The sequence below is a fragment of the uncultured Allobosea sp. genome (assembly GCF_945957345.1).
In the GTDB taxonomy this organism is placed as follows: domain Bacteria; phylum Pseudomonadota; class Alphaproteobacteria; order Rhizobiales; family Beijerinckiaceae; genus Allobosea.
The window spans coordinates 24,172-39,339 of sequence record NZ_CAMFKW010000047.1; the positions used below are offsets into that span (position 1 = coordinate 24,172).

Below are 15,168 nucleotides of genomic sequence, written 5' to 3' on the forward strand. Positions count from 1 at the left end.
CGACCATCCACGTCTTGCGACGCGGATGAAGGGAAGGCGTGGACGCTCGGGACAAGCCCGAGCATGACGATGCGCCCCATCACCACGACAGCGTTTTCCGCATGATTTCCTCCTTCTTCCACATGCTGCGCGGCGCGCGCGTCGGCTTCGTGCTGGCGCGCGAGGGGGCGCTGGCGCTGGTCGACCCCTCCGTGCTGCCGCCGCTGGCGCGCGGGCTGATCCGCGTCGGACGGCTGATCGAGCGGCGCGGCGCCGGCTCTTCCGCGACCCGTCTTGCCGCGGCGATGACCCGGCTGGGCCCGTCCTATGTGAAGTTCGGCCAGTTCCTGGCGACGCGGCCTGACGTGGTCGGCATGAAGATCGCGCAGGATCTCTCGGCCCTGCAGGACCGGATGCCCGCCTTCCCGATGGCCGAGGCCCGCGCCATCGTCGAAGCCGCCCATGGCGTGCCGCTGGAGACGCTGTTCCCGGAGTTCAGCGAGCCGGTTGCCGCCGCCTCGATCGCCCAGGTCCATCGCGCCCGGCTGAAGGACGGCCGCGAGGTCGCGGTGAAGATCCTGCGGCCGGGCATCCGCGACCGCTTCAACCGCGATCTGGCGGCCATGCGCTTCGGAGCGGAGATGGCCGAGCAGCGCTCGGCCGAGGCACGGCGCCTGCGCTTCACCGGCGTGGTCGAGACGCTGGCGCGCTCGGTCGCGATGGAGATGGATCTGCGGCTGGAGGCCGCCGCCCTCTCCGAATTCGCGGAGAATACCAAGGACGATACCGATTTCCGTGTGCCGGAGCCGGACTGGCAGCTCACCGCCCGCGAGATGCTGGTCGACGAATGGATCGACGGCGTGCGTCTCTCCGATGTCGAGGGCTTGCGCGCCGCCGGGCACGACCTGCCGGAACTGGCCCGAAACATCATCCAGTCCTTCCTGAAGCATGCGATCCGCGACGGCTTCTTCCATGCCGACATGCATCCCGGAAACCTCTTCGTCGATGCCGAGGGGCGCCTCGTCGCGGTCGATGGCGGCATCATGGGCCGGCTCGGCCTGAAGGAGCGGCGCTTCCTCGCCGAGATCCTGCTCGGCTTCATCACCCGCGATTACCGCCGGGTGGCGCAGGTGCATTTCGAGGCGGGCTACGTCCCGGCCCATCACGATGTCGAGGATTTCGCCCAGGCGATCCGCGCCGTCGGCGAGCCGATCCATGACAAGCGCGCCGACCAGATCTCGATGGCCAAGGTCCTGACTTTGCTCTTCGAGATCACCGGCATGTTCGACATGGCGACCCGCACCGAGCTCGTCATGCTCCAGAAGACCATGGTCGTGGTCGAGGGCGTCGCCCGTTCGCTCGACCCGCATCTGGACATGTGGGGCACGGCCGATCCGGTCGTGCGCGGCTGGATCACCCATAATCTCGGGCCGATCGGCCGGCTGGAGGAAGCCGGGCGCGGCGCTCGCTCCCTGCTCGGCTCGCTCGCGACCTTGCCTGACACGGTCGTCCGCGCAGAGCGCGTGCTCGGCCAGCTCGAGGACGCCTCGCGCCACGGCTTCTCGCTCGACGAGCGCAGCGTCGAGGCGATCGGCCGGGCCGAAGCCCGGCGCAACCGCTGGGGCAATATCGCGCTCTGGGTGATCGCGGGGCTCTTGGCCTACGGCGTCTTCGGCTGAGCCGCGCTTACCGGAATGGCGGCTCGTCGAAGCTGCGGAGCTTGCGCGAATGGATCGCCGAGCCCGTGACCTTCAGCTTCTCCAGCGCGTCGAGCCCGATGCGCAGGTGCTCGCCGACGGCGCGCTCGTAGAAGGCGTTCGCCGCGCCGGGCAGCTTGATCTCGCCATGCAGCGGCTTGTCGGAAACGCAGAGCAAGGTGCCGTAAGGCACGCGCAGGCGGTATCCTTGCGCCGCGATCGTGCCGGATTCCATGTCGACCGCGATGGCGCGCGACAGGTTGATGCGCCGCCGCTCCTTGGTCCATTGCAGTTCCCAGTTGCGGTCGTCCTGGGTCACGACGGTGCCGGTGCGCAGGCGCTGCTTCAGCCGGTCGCCCTTTTCGCCGGTGATGTCGGCGGCCGCCTGCTGGAGCGCGACCTGCACCTCGGCCAGCGCCGGGATCGGGATATCCGGCGGCACGAGATCGTCGAGAATGCGGTCCTGCCGGAGATAGGCATGGGCGAGCACGTAGTCGCCGATGATCTGGGTCTGCCGCAGACCGCCGCAATGGCCGACCATCAGCCAGCAATTCGGCCGGAGCACCGCGAGATGGTCGGTGATGTTCTTCGCATTCGACGGGCCGACGCCGATATTGACCAGGGTCACGCCCTCGCCGCCCTTCCGGATCAGATGATAGGCCGGCATCTGGAAGCGGTGCCAGGGCGCCGACATCACCCGCTCGGCGGCGGAAACGTCGATGCCCTCCTTGTCGATGCGGATGCCGCCCGGCGCGACCAGCGCCTCGGCTGTGCCGGCCTCGATCTCGGCAAGGCCGAGCCGCACGAACTGGTCGACATAGCGGTGATAGTTGGTCAGCAGCACCCAGGGCTGCACCGCCCGCCAGTCGGTGCCGGTGTAATGCACCAGCCGCCGGAGCGAATAATCGACACGGACGGCGTCGAAGAGCGAGAGCGGGCGCGGCTCGCCTTCGATCAGCTCATAGCTGCCATCCGCGATCTCGTCGCCGACCAGTGCGAGCAGCGGAGTGGGGAAATACCGTGCGAGCTCGGCGGCGGTGATCTTGCCGCGCCCCAATTCGTCGCCGCCTTCGAGCGCGTAGGGGTAGGGGATCTCCTGCGTGCTGACGCCCGTCTCGATCGTCGCGCCGTACTCGGCGACCAGAGGCTTGAGCTGGTCGAGCAGATAGGCGCGGAACTCGGCGGGTTGCGTCACCGTGGTCGAATAGATACCGGGCACCGCGAATTTCGCATAGCCGCGCCGCGTCGCCGCCGGCAGCTTCGAGGGTTCGTAGGTGACGCGCAGCATCGGGTAGCGATAGCGCTCCCGGTCATCGGGCGTGGGCGCCTCGCCGGTGTCGAAGAAGCGCTGCAGGTCGCCGCGCAGGGCCGAGCGCGCCTCGTCATAGAGCCGTTCGAGCCGGTCCACGGCGGCTTCCGGTGTCGCTGCGGTCTCGAAGCTCATGAACCCTCCTCGTATCCCGCTCGATTCTAGCCGTGGGGCGCTGCTCCTGACAACAACCGGCGGCGGCTCGCGCGAGCTTGCGGCGGAGCCTGGTTGACAGGCAGGAGGGATGCGATTAGTAAACCGATTAGTTAATTAACTGATCGGTTTCATACAATGTCGACGGACCCGCTCAGCCTGACATTCGCAGCCCTTGCCGACCCGACGCGCCGCGCCATCCTGGCCCGGCTGTCGCAAGGCGAGAGTTCGGTGAAGGAACTGGCCGAGCCCTTCGCGATGAGCCTTCCCGCGGTCTCCAAGCACCTGAAGGTGCTTGAGCGCGCCGGGCTGATCACGCGGGGAAAGGAAGCCCAGTGGCGGCCCTGCCGGCTCGACCCCGGCCCGCTGCAGGACGTCTCGCAATGGCTGGAGCATTACAGCCGTTTCTGGGACCAGAGCCTGGGGCGGCTGGACGAGATGCTCCGCGCGATCAAGGCGAGACCACCCGATAAACCGGGCGTTTGAGCTCATAATCATCGCTTCAACTCATTTTTCAGGTGTTTCCATGATCAAGACCGTTCTTCTCGGCCTTCTCGCTATCCTCGCGGTCGGCATCGTCGTCGTGCTGATCCTGGCCGCCGGCAAGCCCGATACCTTCCAGGTCACGCGCTCCATCAAGATCGATGCCGCGCCGGAGCGCATCTACCCGCTGATTGCCGATTTCAGGGCCTGGAGCGCCTGGTCGCCCTGGGAGAAGAAGGACCCGGCGATGAAGCGCACCTATGGCGGCCCCGAGACGGGCGTCGGCGCGACCTATGCCTGGGCCGGCGACAAGAATGTCGGCGAGGGCAGCATGCGCATCACCGAGGCGCAGGCGCCGGGCAAGCTCGCGCTCAAGCTCGATTTCCTCAAGCCCTTCGAAGCGCATAACGACGTCGTCTTCGCGCTGACGCCGCAGGGCCAGCAGACGAACGTGACCTGGATCATGACCGGCCCGACGCCGTTCATCGGCAAGATCATGCATGTCTTCATGGACATGGACCGCATGGTCGGCGGCGATTTCGAAAGTGGCCTCAAGGCGATGAAGGCCGCGGCCGAGCGCCCGGCCTGAAGCAACCTGCAATCCTGATTTCCGCGGAGAACGAAAAACCGGAGGAGAGAAACCATGATGGGCGAACCGCAGAAGGAGCATGAGTGGCTCCACCAGCTGATCGGCGACTGGACCGCCGAGATGAACTGCTCGATGGGGCCGGATCAGCCGCCCTCCACCTCGAGGGGCACCGAAAGCGTGCGCTCGCTCGGCGGACTCTGGACCCTCGGCGAGGGGCACGGCGATTCTCCGGACGGCAAGCCGGTCACCAGCCTGATGACGCTCGGCTTCGATCCGGCCAAGGGCCGCTTCGTCGGCAGCTTCGTCGCTTCGATCATGACGATGATGTGGATCTATGACGGCGCGCTGTCCGCCGATGGCAAGTCGCTGGTCCTCGACACCGAAGGACCGAGCATGACCGGCGACGGCTCCATGGCGAAATACCAGGACGTCATCACCTTCCTGTCGCCCGATCACCGCACTCTGACCTCGCGTGCCCTCGGCCCTGACGGCCAGTCGACCGAGTTCATGGCCGCCCAATACCACCGCAAGCGCTGAGCGCTTTCCGTCGCACCAAGGAGGACAAGAGATGAAACTGTCGACCTATCTGATGTTCGACGGCAATTGCCGCGAGGCCTTCACGCATTACGAGAAAGTGCTGGGCGGCAAGATGCTCGCCATGATGGACCACAAGGGCACGCCGGCCGAGGAGCATGTCGCGCCGGAATGGCGGGACAAGATCCTGCATGCCTGCCTTGAGATCGACGGCCAGATGTTGATGGCCTCCGATGCGCCGCCGGATCGCTCTGATGGACCGATGCGCTCGGTCTCGGTCAGCGTCGGTGTGGCGACCCCGGAAGAAGCGGAACGCATCTTCGCCGGCCTGTCCGAGGGCGGAGCCAAGGTCACCATGCCGATGGCCGAGACCTTCTGGTCGCCGCGCTTCGGCATGCTGGTCGACCGCTTCGGCACGAGCTGGATGGTCGGCGCCGAGATGCCGGCCGACAAGATGAACTGCGGCTGACGGCTTTCAAGGCTCTCGCCAATGACGGCAAGCTCGAGGAACCCTTTCCTGCATTGAAGCCGGCTGTTGCCGACTTCGACACTGTGAGTGCTGATCTCGGCAACAGCGGAAATCAGAGAGAGGGGCAGGGGTGAGGTCTAGGCCCCTGGGCCAGCGCCGACCGGGCGGCCTTACCGCCGCTGTCTTCCCGTGCGCGCTGCGGCGCGCAGTGCCGCTGCGCAGACACGGGACCGTTTGCAGGAAAAGGCGCCTCTCTGGAGCGCGCGCAGAAAAGACGTCCTTTTCGGAGGACGGTCCCGTGTCTGCGCAGCAGCATGGACATGCTGCAGCGCGCACGGGATGACGCGCTTTTTTACCGGAAGAACAGCGGCTCCGGCGGCCACACGCACACCCTACGACCGCCCGCCATCCACCGAGAGCACCTGCCCGCTGATCCAGCCGGCTTGCTCGCTGAGGAAGAACAGCGTGGCGTTGGCGATGTCCTCGGGCGTGCCGAGCCGGCGGGTATGGATGCTCTCGACGAGCTTCTTCTGTCCCTCCGGCCCATAGCTCTGCCATTGCCGCTCGCTCGCGGGATTGGAGCGCACGAAGCCCGGCGCCACCGAATTCACCGTGATGCCGTGCGGGCCGAATTCCCAGGCGAGCTGCTTGGTCAGCCCGACCAGCGCATGTTTGGCGCTGGCATAGGCCTGGATGCCGGTGAGGCTCGGCCGCAGGCCCGCGCCCGACGAGATCGTCACGATCCGCCCATAGCCGGCCTGCTTCATCACGGGCGCCGCCGCCTGCGCCAGGAAAAAAGCGGCATCGACATTGGCGGCGAAGATCACCCGCCAGTCATCCTCGGAAATCTCCTCGATCGCCCGGCCGACCTGCCCGCGCACGCCGCCGGCGGCGTGAACGAGAAGATCGAGCTTGCCATCGGCGGCCACGATGTCGCCGATCAGCGCCCGTGCCGCTTCGGGCGAGCCGAGATCGGCCGCATGGCCTGTCGCGCCGATCTCTTTCGCGGTCGCCTGCACACCGGCCTCATCGATATCGGCGAGGTGGACGCGCGCGCCGGCCTCGGCCAAAGCGGCCGCGATCGCGCGCCCGATGCCCTGGGCCGCGCCGGTGACGAGAGCTACGCGGCCGTCGAAGCGGATCTGCATCGGTCGATCAATACCCTGAGCGTCTCGAAGGCCATCGGACGACGGCCATCCTCGATGTCGTGGATCAGCGCGACCAGCGTCTCGATCGCAGGCGTCGCGATGCCGACCTCGCGGCCCAGCGTGGCGATGACCCCGATCTGCGGGTCGACCTCGGTCTTGCGCTTGCGCACCGCGAGATCGCGCCAGATGCCCGAATGGGTCTTGGCGGTCTGTGAGGTGTAATGCGCGAGCCAGCGGATCGTCTCGATCTGCGGGCCTTCCGGCCGGCCGGGTGCGAACACCATCGGATCGAAATCGCCGAAGCCGAGCGAGGTCACGCCGCGCTTCGCCGCGACCGCCCCGACCTCGCGCCCGAGCGCGAGCCAGACCGGCAATCGTTCCGGGTCCGCAAAATTCGCCGACATCGAATCGTCGGTCAGCGCCGTCCCGAACAGCATCGCGCCATAGGCGAGCTTGCCCCAGAGATAGCCGAAAATGTTGTCGGTCAGGATCGCGTCCGGCTCGAACAGCTGCATCAGTCGGTGCATCTCGACGACCCGCTCGCTGATCGATCCGTCGAGCTCGCCGACGACCGTCGCGCCGCGATTGCCGTAGAGGATTTCGCCCGGCCCGAGCCAGTCGGCACCGAAATTGACGAAGCAGCCTATCGTGCTCCGCTCGCCGACCGCCCGGGCGATGGCGAGCTCGTTCAGGCCGTTTTGAGCCGAGAGCACGAAGCCATCCTCGGCCAGATGTGGCTTCAGCGCGGCAAGCGCGGCCTCGGTCGCACCGGCCTTCACGGCCAGCACGATGCGGCTGTAGCGCCCGGTCAGTTCGGCCGGCGTCGCGGCGGGCACGACCTGCGTGAATTCCTCGACTGGACCGGAAATGGCGAGTCCCCTGGTCCGGCAGGCCTCGACATGCTCGGGCACGATATCGACGAGCAGGACCGGAATACCGGCCCGCGCCCAATAGGCGCCGAGCGTACCGCCGATCGCGCCGGCGCCCCAGATCAGGATGGGCTCGCTCACGCCTGTCCCGCCAGCTCCACATGGCCGTGCGTGGCGACATGGATGAGGCCATCCTCCGTCACCCAGCCCCGGTACATGCCCTCGGTATTGTAGGGCGCGACGATCGCGCCATCGGCGCCCACGGCGACGAGGCCCGCGCCGATCTTGTGCTCGGAGAGCTCGGCCAGGACGGCATCCGTCGCCGCTTCCAGCGAAAGCCCCTTATAGGCGATCAGCGACGCGATCTCGTGGCCGACGCAGTAGCGGATGAAATACTCGCCCTTGCCGGTGCCGGAGACCGCGCAACGCCCGTCGCGGGCATAGGTGCCGGCGCCGATGATCGGGGAATCGCCGACGCGGCCGACCGGCTTGTTGGTATAGCCGCCGGTCGAGGTCGCGGCGGCCAGATGCCCCTGCGCGTCGCAGGCGACGGCGCCGACCGTGCCGTGCTTCTCGGCCTCGCTCGCCTCGGCGGCGGTGCCGACGATCTCGCGCAGCTTCATCGAGGCGAGGTTCTTGCGCCGGCGCTCGGTCGAGAAATGCTCGTTTGCGACGGTGTCGACACCCTCATGCTCAGCGAAATCGTCTGCCGCTGGGCCGGCAAGCAGCAGCGGATCGCCGCGCAGCATCAGGGCCTTGGCGGCGACAATCGGATTGCGGATGCGCTTGGCGCCGCAGATCGCGCCGGCGGCCAGCGTCGCCCCGTCCATGATCGAGGCGTCGAGCTCATGCTCGCCCTCTGTGTTGAAGGCAGAGCCGTGGCCGGCGTTGAAATGCGGGGAATCTTCCATCACCCGCACGGCCGCCTCGACGGCATCGACCGCTGCGCCGCCCTTGCTCAGGATCGCCCAGCCGGCGCGCAGTGCGCTGGCGAGGTCGGACCGGGCCTGGGCCCATTCGGCCTCCGTCATCTCGGCCTTCGGCAAGGTGCCGCAGCCGCCATGGATGGCAAGCGCGAGGGTCATGTCGGTATCCTGTCGGGTCTTGAACGTGATCCGCCATGGCCGGCCTAAGGCCGGCCATGGCGTCGAAGGCGGCCCCGTTACTTCTTGACGGGCTTGATGTCCATCGCCAGCGTGTCCTCGTCGACGCGCGGGCTGATCGTCACCTTGTCCTTCTGCATCGCCCAGGCCGAGCCCACGGCGGTGATCGGCAGGCGCGGCCGGTCCTTGGCGACGATCGTCGCGACATCGGCCAGCATCTGGTTGCGCTTGGCCTCGTCCATCTCGATGCCGGCGTCCTCGATCAGCTTGTCGACCTGCGGATTGGCATAGTTCTGGATGTTGAAGGCGCCGAGCTTCTTGGCCGGGTCGTTCGAATGCACCAGCGAGGACAAGGTGTAGTTCGCCTCGCCCGTCAGCGTGCCCCAGCCCGACATCGACATCGAGAAATCGCCGCGCAGGCGGGCCGGGAAGAACACCGCGCCAGGCTGGGCATTGGCATTCACCTCGACGCCGATGCGTGCCAACATCTGCGCGATCGAGGTGCCGACCTGCCGGTCGCCGGGCAGGCGGTCATTGGTGAAGGAGAAGGTGATCTTGAAGCCGTTCGGGTAGCCGGCCTCCTCCATCAGCTTCTTGGCCTTGGCGAGGTCGGGCTTGAGGGCCGGCAGGCTCTTGTTGAAGCCGGCGATGGTCGGCGTCACCAATTGGTTGGCCGGCGAGCCGAGCCCTTCCATCGCGATCTCGGCCAAAGCCGGACGGTCGATCGCGAGGTCGATCGCCTCGCGCACCCGCACGTCCTGCAGCGGGTTCTTCGGCAGCGCGGAGCCATCCTTGGCGGTGACCTGCGGGGTCTTGTCCCGCATGTCGAGCTCCATGTTGAAGAGATAGACGCTCTCGATCGTGGTCACGTTGAGCTTGGCGTCGCGCTTCAATGTCGGCACGTCGGAGGCCGGCGCGCGCACGATGATGTCGACCTGGCCCGCCTTGAGCTGGGCGACGCGTGCGGCGTCGTTCGGCAGTTCCTTGCGCACGACCTTGGCCCAGGGCTCCTTCGCGCCCCAGTAGCCGTCGAAGCGGTCGAGAACCATCTGGTCCTTCGGCGTCCAGGAGACGAACTTGTAGGGGCCGGTGCCGATTGCGGCCTTGCCCGAATTGAAGGCCTCGTTGGCATTGTCCTTGGTCAGGCCGGCGGCGGCCTTGTGCGAGACGATGAACAGCCGGATGAAATCGTTCGGCAGGTTCGGCGCCGGCCCGTCGGTGACGATATGCACCGTCAGCGGGTCGACGATCTTCACCTCCTTGACGCGCCGGACATAGATCGTCGTCGGGTTCGGGCCGGCCACGACCGGGATGCGCTCGATCGAGAACTTCACGTCCTCGGCGGTGAAGTCCGAGCCGTCATGGAACTTGACGCCGGGGCGCAGCTTGAACTCCCAGACCGTCGGCTCCAGCGTCTTCCAGCTCAGCGCCAGCCGCGGCTCGATCTGCAGCTTGTCGCCGGACCACGTCAGCGTGTCGAAGACATGCTTCAGCGCCTCGGCATGGGTGCCGGTCGCGGTGAAATGCGGATCGATCGATTCCGGGCCGGCGCGGACGCCGATGGTGAGCGTCTGGGCGAGCGCACCGGTCGAGACGGTGGCGCCGAGCAGGGCGGCAAAGGCGGCAAGGCGGAAGCTTTGGGCAAGTTTCATGACGGTATCCCCTGATTATCGTGGTTTTATGGTTATGACTGGAGTTCGTGTGGCCAGGCGGGCGAGGCGATGACGAGCTTGTCCATCAGCGCGCAGAGCTGCCGCTGCTCGTCCTCGCTGAGGCCGGCGAGCATCGTCGTCTGGTGCTCGACCATCGGCCCCATCGTCTCGTCGAAGATCTTGCGTCCGGCGGGCGTGAGATGGAGCACGTAGCTGCGCAGGTCGTCCGGATCGGTCTCGCGCTTGAGCAGCCGCCGCTGCAGCAGCTTCTGCACGGCGCGCGAGAGCGTGTTCTTCGGCAGGCCCGAGGAGGAGACGATGTTCTTGGCAGCGACGCCCTCCTTGAGCCCCACCGCATAGAGCGCGACGAATTCGGGCCGCATGAGCCCGTAGCGTGTCTCGATCCAGCGATAGACCGGGTCGTTGAAGCGGAAGGCGACGAAGTTCAGCCGGAAGGACAGCCAGCAGGGATTGTCCCAGAGCTTGGTCACGGTCAGCGGATCGAGCTCGGCAAGCGCGGCCTCGCGCTCCGGGTCGATGCGGGAAGGAGAGGTGGGAGCGCGCCGCATCGGAAAATCTCTCGACCGATTTAGTTCCAAATGGAACTTGACGCTCTCGGGCGCCGGAGTCAAGGATGTCTGTACTGGGCGGTCCGCGCCGCCTGAAGGGATTGTCTACCGCTTGCGAAAGCGAAGCAAGGATCGCGCCGTGCGTGTTGCCGATTTGAACTGGATGCAGATCGAGGCTCAGGCGAAGCGGGACGATCGCTGCGTGCTGCCGCTCGGCAGCGTCGAGCAGCACGCCTATCTGAGCCTCGCGACCGACGTGATCCTCTCCGAGCGCGTGGCGCAGGAGGCGGCCGAGCCGCTCGGCATTCCCGTCTTCCCGGTCCTGGCCTATGGCCTGACGCCGGGTTTCCTGAACTTCCCCGGCAGCATATCCTTGAAGATGAGCACCTATGCCGCCCTGCTCGGCGACATCTTCGACGGCTTCTACCGCTCGGGCTTCCGTCGCATCGTCCTCGTCAACGGCCATGGCGGCAATTCGCCGGCCCTGAATTTCGCGACCGAGTGGCTGGACAAGCACCCGGATGCCAGCATCCGCCTGCACAACTGGTGGGCTGCGCCGCAATTCCAGGCGGCGGTGAAGGCTGTCGATCCCGCCGCTTCTCACGCCTCCTGGATGGAAAATTTCCCCTGGACGCGGCTTGCCGGCGTCGCCATGCCCGATACGCTGAAGCCGCCCTTCAACGCGGCCGAATACCAGGCCGCGAGCCCGGCGAAGCGCCGCGAGATTCTGGGCGATGGCAACTTCCACGGCCTCTACCAGCGCCCCGACGAGGAGATGCTTCGGCTCTGGCAGGTCGGCGTCGAGGAGACGCGGGCCGTGATGGTGGAGAATTGGCCGTGAGGCCGCGCCGAAAGCTCCACCGATGCTAGGCCATGTCGTCGTCCGGCTGGCGCAGGCGCTCGTCGTCATGCTCGTCATGTCGGTGCTGGTCTTCGTCGGCGTCTACGCGATCGGCAACCCGATCGACGTTCTGATCGGCCCCGATGTCAGCCAGGAGCTGCGCCTCCAGACCATCGCCCATTACGGGCTCGACCGGCCGCTCTGGGAACAGTACCTGACCTTCCTCGGCCGCGTGCTGCATGGCGATTTCGGCCGCTCGTTCGTTTTCGGCATGCCGGTGATGGAGCTGATCCTGTCGCGGCTGCCGGCGACGCTGGAACTGACGCTCGCCGCCGTCTGCGGCGCGGCTCTGGTCGGCATTCCCGCTGGAATCTATGCCGGCTACAGACCGGACAGCTTCGCCTCCAAGCTGATCATGACGGTTTCGATCCTCGGCTTCTCCGTGCCGACCTTCTGGATTGGCCTCGTGCTGATCATGGCCTTTGCCGTGGAGCTGCAATGGCTGCCGGCCGGCGGGCGCGGCGAGACGGTCTCGGTCTTCGGCGTCGAATGGAGCTTCCTGACACTGAACGGCCTGAGCCATCTGCTGCTGCCGGCGCTCAACCTCGCCTTCTTCAAGCTCGCCCTGATGACGCGTCTCGCCCGCGCCGGCACGCGTGAGACCATGCTGTCGGACACCGTGAAATTCGCCCGCGCCGCCGGCCTTTCCGAATGGACCGTTCTGCGCCGCCATGTGCTGCGCTTGATCGCGATCCCGCTCGTCACCGTCTTCGGCCTCGAATTCGGCTCGACGCTCGCCTTCGCGGTGGTCACGGAGACGATCTTCTCCTGGCCCGGCATCGGCAAGCTGATCATCGACTCCATCCAGTCGCTCGACCGGCCGGTGATGGTCGCCTACCTGATGCTCGTCGCCTTTGTCTTCATCACCATCAACTTCCTCGTCGATCTCGCCTATGTCGGGCTCGATCCGCGGCTCAGGAAGGGAGGCGCGCGATGACCGACGCCTCTCCCGTAGCCCGCTTCTGGGCCGAATTCCGCGAGAGCAGGACGGCGGTCATCGCGCTCGCCGTCGTCGTCCTGATGATCGGCATCGCCCTGCTGGCGCCGCTCGTCGCGCCGCAGAACCCTTACGACCTCGCCAATCTCTCGCTTTCCGATGCGCGTCGCCCGCCCGGCTATGTCGGCGAGGGCGGCTATACGCATTGGCTCGGCACCGATGCGCAGGGGCGCGACCTGCTCTCGGCCATCCTCTACGGCCTCCGCATCTCCTTGCAGATGGGACTTGTGGCGGGTGCCATCGCCTTCACGCTGGGCGTTTCGCTCGGCATCGGCGCGGCCTATGCCGGCGGGCGCCGCGAAGCCTTCATCATGCGCGTCATCGACCTGCAGCTTGCCTTCCCCGCGATCCTGCTGGCGCTGGTGCTCTCCGCTCTGCTCGGTCAGGGCAAGATGCAGCTCATCGCGGCGCTTGCTGCTGCCCAATATGCCTACTTCGCTCGCACCGCCCATGGCGCTGCCTCGGCCGAGCGCGGGAAGGACTATGTCGAGGCCGTGCTCTCGACGCCGCTGCCGGGCTGGCGCGTCGTCCTGCGCCATATCTTCCCGAACTGCCTGCCGCCCCTGATCGTGGTCGCGACCGTGCAGGTGGCGAATGCCATCGCGCTGGAGGCGACGCTCTCCTTCCTCGGCGTCGGCCTGCCGGTGACCGAGCCCTCGCTCGGCATGCTGATCGCCAACGGCTTCCAGTACATGCTCTCGGGTCGCTACTGGATCTCGATCTATCCGGGCATCGCGCTCATCGTGCTGATCGTCGCGATCAACCTCGTCGGCGACCGCATTCGCGATCAGGTCAATCCGAGGCTGAAGCGATGAGCGACGCGCCTCTCCTCGCCGTCACTGACCTTGCCACGCATTTCCACGCTCGTGCCGGCGTGGTGAAGGCGGTCGACGGCGTCTCCTTCGCGCTGAAGCGCGGCGAGGTCATGGGGCTCGTCGGCGAATCCGGCTCGGGCAAGAGCATCACCGGCTTCTCGATCATCGGGCTGATCGATCCGCCCGGCCGCGTCGAGCCCGGCTCGTCGGTGAAGCTGGAGGGCCGCGAACTCACCGGCCTGTCGCCCGCCGAACTGCGCAAGGTCCGCGGCAAGCAGATCTCGATGGTCTTCCAGGACCCGATGATGACGCTGAACCCGATGCTGACCATCGGCACGCAGATCAGGCTTGCCCTGGAAGCGCATGAAACGGTCTCGGGCGCCGAGGCGCGCCGCCGCGCGGTTGCGGCCCTCGCGCAGGTCCGCATTCCCGATGCGGAAGCCAAGGTCGATTTCTATCCGCACCAGTTCTCCGGCGGCATGCGCCAGCGCGTGGCTATCGCGATTGCCCTGCTGCACCGGCCGAAGCTGATCATCTGCGACGAGCCGACCACCGCGCTCGACGTCTCCGTGCAGGCCGAGATTCTCGCGGAGATGAAGGAGCTGGTCGCCGAGCTCGGCACGGCGCTGATCTGGATCAGCCATGACCTCGCCGTCGTCGCGGAGCTCGCCGACCATGTCTGCGTCATGCGCCACGGCAAGATCGTCGAGGCCGGGCCGACGCTCGACGTACTGACCCACCCGCAGCACCCGTATACGCAAGCTCTGCTCGACGCGCTGCCCTCGCGCTCCGAGCCCGGCAAGCTCTTGGCTGGCGGTGTCGGGGCCGATGTTGCGCCGCCGCCGCGTGCCGCGAAACAGGCGCCGCCTGCTGTGGCGGACGCCGTGCACTATGTCCGCATCGAGCATGTCGCGAAGCGTTTCGCAGGGACGCCGGGCCTGTTCCGCAAGCTTGCCCAGAAGGCCGGCCTGTCGAAGGCGCCGGCCGCGGTGCAGGCAGTCGATGACGTTACGCTGGTGCTGAAGCGCGGCGAGGCGCTCGGCCTTGTCGGCGAATCCGGCTCCGGCAAATCGACGCTCGGGCGCGTCGCGGCCGGGATTTATGCCCCCGATAGCGGCTCCGTCCGTATCGATGGTGCGCCGGTGATGAGCGCGGGCGAGCAGCCGCACAAGGTCACGACGCGCGTCCAGACGATCTTCCAGGACCCCTTCGCCTCGCTCAACCCGCGCATGACGGTCGGTGACAGCATCGCCGAGGGGCCATTGACGCATGGGCTCGTCGAGCGCGCGCAGGCGAAGGCTTACGTCCGGCAATGGCTGGCGGCGGTCGGGCTCAATCCCGATTTCGCGGATCGCTACCCGCATCAGTTCTCAGGGGGGCAGCGCCAGCGCGTCGCCATCGCGCGAGCGCTCGCCATGCAGCCGGACGTCGTCGTCTGCGACGAGCCGGTCGCCTCGCTCGACGTCTCCATCCAGGCGCAGATCATCAACCTGCTGATCCGCCTGCGGCAGGAACTCGACCTGACGCTGATCTTCATCTCGCACGACCTTTCGGTCGTTCGCCATCTCTGCGACCGCGTCGCGATCATGTATCGCGGCCGGATCGTCGAGAGCGGCCCCGCGGGTGAGGTCTACGACCATCCGCAGCACGACTATACCAAGCGCCTGCTCGCCGCCGTGCCGGTGTTGCCGGGTGCTGTGACGACCTGAGGAGAGCCGCCATGACTGACTCCAACGAACTCCTGCCCTGGCAATGGCCGGAAGAGGTCTGGCGCGGCAAGGTCGATCAGGTCCGCGCCGGCCGCAATCTGAAGCCGGCAAAATGGAAGAACGGCGCGCGCTGCGCAGTCGCGCTTTCCTTCGACGTCGACCACGAGACCAACGAATTGCGCGACGGCGGCA

General features: G+C 66.9%; 15 protein-coding genes and 1 pseudogene. 10 read left to right on the forward strand and 6 right to left on the reverse strand.

Annotation, left to right across the window (positions count from 1 at the left end):
* The first annotated feature begins 101 nt into the window (after nucleotides 1-101).
* A complete protein-coding gene (ubiB, locus tag Q0Q36_RS19965; RefSeq protein WP_293800767.1) occupies nucleotides 102-1,658 on the forward strand; it encodes a 2-polyprenylphenol 6-hydroxylase in 1,557 nt (518 codons plus the stop codon).
* A gap of 7 nt (nucleotides 1,659-1,665) precedes the next feature.
* Here ubiB and Q0Q36_RS19970 read toward each other — a convergent pair whose 3' ends face one another.
* Nucleotides 1,666-3,120, reverse strand: coding sequence for an AMP nucleosidase (locus Q0Q36_RS19970; protein ID WP_293800735.1), 1,455 nt, complete (start codon nucleotides 3,118-3,120; stop codon nucleotides 1,666-1,668).
* Nucleotides 3,121-3,276: 156 nt separating this feature from the next.
* Here Q0Q36_RS19970 and Q0Q36_RS19975 point away from each other — a divergent pair, with 156 nt between their 5' ends.
* From Q0Q36_RS19975 to Q0Q36_RS19990, 4 genes are read left to right on the forward strand one after another with little or no spacing between them, the layout of a single operon-like run.
* Nucleotides 3,277-3,624: a helix-turn-helix transcriptional regulator gene (locus Q0Q36_RS19975; protein WP_293800737.1), complete on the forward strand. Its 348-nt coding sequence runs from the start codon at nucleotides 3,277-3,279 to the stop codon at nucleotides 3,622-3,624.
* Nucleotides 3,625-3,664: 40 nt separating this feature from the next.
* Nucleotides 3,665-4,210 carry an SRPBCC family protein gene (locus tag Q0Q36_RS19980; protein WP_293800739.1) on the forward strand — a complete coding sequence of 182 codons (546 nt, stop codon included), beginning with the start codon at nucleotides 3,665-3,667 and terminating at the stop codon, nucleotides 4,208-4,210.
* Nucleotides 4,211-4,264: 54 nt separating this feature from the next.
* Entirely contained in the window at nucleotides 4,265-4,747 is a 483-nt protein-coding gene (locus Q0Q36_RS19985) for a DUF1579 domain-containing protein (RefSeq protein WP_293800741.1), read from the forward strand.
* Between the two features lie 31 nt (nucleotides 4,748-4,778).
* Complete coding sequence (locus Q0Q36_RS19990; protein ID WP_293800743.1) at nucleotides 4,779-5,213, forward strand: VOC family protein; 435 nt, start codon at nucleotides 4,779-4,781, stop codon at nucleotides 5,211-5,213.
* Between the two features lie 392 nt (nucleotides 5,214-5,605).
* Here the strand turns inward: Q0Q36_RS19990 and Q0Q36_RS19995 are convergent, their stop codons facing one another.
* From Q0Q36_RS19995 to Q0Q36_RS20015, 5 genes are all read right to left on the reverse strand, one after another.
* Nucleotides 5,606-6,361 (reverse strand): SDR family NAD(P)-dependent oxidoreductase, encoded by a 756-nt coding sequence (locus Q0Q36_RS19995; RefSeq protein WP_293800745.1) that lies wholly within the window; start codon nucleotides 6,359-6,361, stop codon nucleotides 5,606-5,608.
* On the reverse strand, nucleotides 6,334-7,371 hold the full coding sequence (locus Q0Q36_RS20000; protein WP_293800747.1) for a ketopantoate reductase family protein: 1,038 nt from the start codon (nucleotides 7,369-7,371) through the stop codon (nucleotides 6,334-6,336). Before Q0Q36_RS20000 ends, Q0Q36_RS19995 begins: the two co-directional genes overlap by 28 nt.
* Nucleotides 7,368-8,315 (reverse strand): isoaspartyl peptidase/L-asparaginase family protein, encoded by a 948-nt coding sequence (locus tag Q0Q36_RS20005; RefSeq protein WP_293800749.1) that lies wholly within the window; start codon nucleotides 8,313-8,315, stop codon nucleotides 7,368-7,370. The genes Q0Q36_RS20000 and Q0Q36_RS20005 overlap by 4 nt, the downstream gene beginning before the upstream one ends.
* Before the next feature lie 77 nt (nucleotides 8,316-8,392).
* Nucleotides 8,393-9,985: an ABC transporter substrate-binding protein gene (locus Q0Q36_RS20010; protein ID WP_293800751.1), complete on the reverse strand. Its 1,593-nt coding sequence runs from the start codon at nucleotides 9,983-9,985 to the stop codon at nucleotides 8,393-8,395.
* A 32-nt stretch (nucleotides 9,986-10,017) separates the two neighbouring features.
* Entirely contained in the window at nucleotides 10,018-10,554 is a 537-nt protein-coding gene (locus tag Q0Q36_RS20015; RefSeq protein WP_293800753.1) for a MarR family winged helix-turn-helix transcriptional regulator, read from the reverse strand.
* A 139-nt stretch (nucleotides 10,555-10,693) separates the two neighbouring features.
* Between Q0Q36_RS20015 and Q0Q36_RS20020 the strand changes: the two genes are divergently transcribed.
* The 5 genes and pseudogenes from Q0Q36_RS20020 to Q0Q36_RS20040 all read left to right on the forward strand — a co-directional run.
* Nucleotides 10,694-11,395, forward strand: coding sequence for a creatininase family protein (locus Q0Q36_RS20020; protein ID WP_293800755.1), 702 nt, complete (start codon nucleotides 10,694-10,696; stop codon nucleotides 11,393-11,395).
* Between the two features lie 22 nt (nucleotides 11,396-11,417).
* Complete coding sequence (locus Q0Q36_RS20025; RefSeq protein ID WP_293800757.1) at nucleotides 11,418-12,392, forward strand: ABC transporter permease; 975 nt, start codon at nucleotides 11,418-11,420, stop codon at nucleotides 12,390-12,392.
* Entirely contained in the window at nucleotides 12,389-13,267 is an 879-nt protein-coding gene (locus Q0Q36_RS20030; protein WP_293800759.1) for an ABC transporter permease, read from the forward strand. The genes Q0Q36_RS20025 and Q0Q36_RS20030 overlap by 4 nt, the downstream gene beginning before the upstream one ends.
* Nucleotides 13,264-14,976, forward strand: coding sequence for an ABC transporter ATP-binding protein (locus Q0Q36_RS20035; protein ID WP_293800761.1), 1,713 nt, complete (start codon nucleotides 13,264-13,266; stop codon nucleotides 14,974-14,976). Before Q0Q36_RS20030 ends, Q0Q36_RS20035 begins: the two co-directional genes overlap by 4 nt.
* A gap of 11 nt (nucleotides 14,977-14,987) precedes the next feature.
* Nucleotides 14,988-15,168 (forward strand): annotated as a pseudogene (locus tag Q0Q36_RS20040) (polysaccharide deacetylase); the annotation flags it as partial.

Bases quoted from the DNA above. Each gene is read 5' to 3' on its own strand.
- ubiB (WP_293800767.1), top strand. From the start codon at position 102: ATGATTTCCTCCTTCTTCCACATGCTGCGCGGCGCGCGCGTCGGCTTC.
- Q0Q36_RS19970 (WP_293800735.1), bottom strand. From the start codon at position 3,120: ATGAGCTTCGAGACCGCAGCGACACCGGAAGCCGCCGTGGACCGGCTC.
- Q0Q36_RS19975 (WP_293800737.1), top strand. From the start codon at position 3,277: ATGTCGACGGACCCGCTCAGCCTGACATTCGCAGCCCTTGCCGACCCG.
- Q0Q36_RS19980 (WP_293800739.1), top strand. From the start codon at position 3,665: ATGATCAAGACCGTTCTTCTCGGCCTTCTCGCTATCCTCGCGGTCGGC.
- Q0Q36_RS19985 (WP_293800741.1), top strand. From the start codon at position 4,265: ATGATGGGCGAACCGCAGAAGGAGCATGAGTGGCTCCACCAGCTGATC.
- Q0Q36_RS19990 (WP_293800743.1), top strand. From the start codon at position 4,779: ATGAAACTGTCGACCTATCTGATGTTCGACGGCAATTGCCGCGAGGCC.
- Q0Q36_RS19995 (WP_293800745.1), bottom strand. From the start codon at position 6,361: ATGCAGATCCGCTTCGACGGCCGCGTAGCTCTCGTCACCGGCGCGGCC.
- Q0Q36_RS20005 (WP_293800749.1), bottom strand. From the start codon at position 8,315: ATGACCCTCGCGCTTGCCATCCATGGCGGCTGCGGCACCTTGCCGAAG.
- Q0Q36_RS20010 (WP_293800751.1), bottom strand. From the start codon at position 9,985: ATGAAACTTGCCCAAAGCTTCCGCCTTGCCGCCTTTGCCGCCCTGCTC.
- Q0Q36_RS20015 (WP_293800753.1), bottom strand. From the start codon at position 10,554: ATGCGGCGCGCTCCCACCTCTCCTTCCCGCATCGACCCGGAGCGCGAG.
- Q0Q36_RS20025 (WP_293800757.1), top strand. From the start codon at position 11,418: ATGCTAGGCCATGTCGTCGTCCGGCTGGCGCAGGCGCTCGTCGTCATG.
- Q0Q36_RS20030 (WP_293800759.1), top strand. From the start codon at position 12,389: ATGACCGACGCCTCTCCCGTAGCCCGCTTCTGGGCCGAATTCCGCGAG.
- Q0Q36_RS20035 (WP_293800761.1), top strand. From the start codon at position 13,264: ATGAGCGACGCGCCTCTCCTCGCCGTCACTGACCTTGCCACGCATTTC.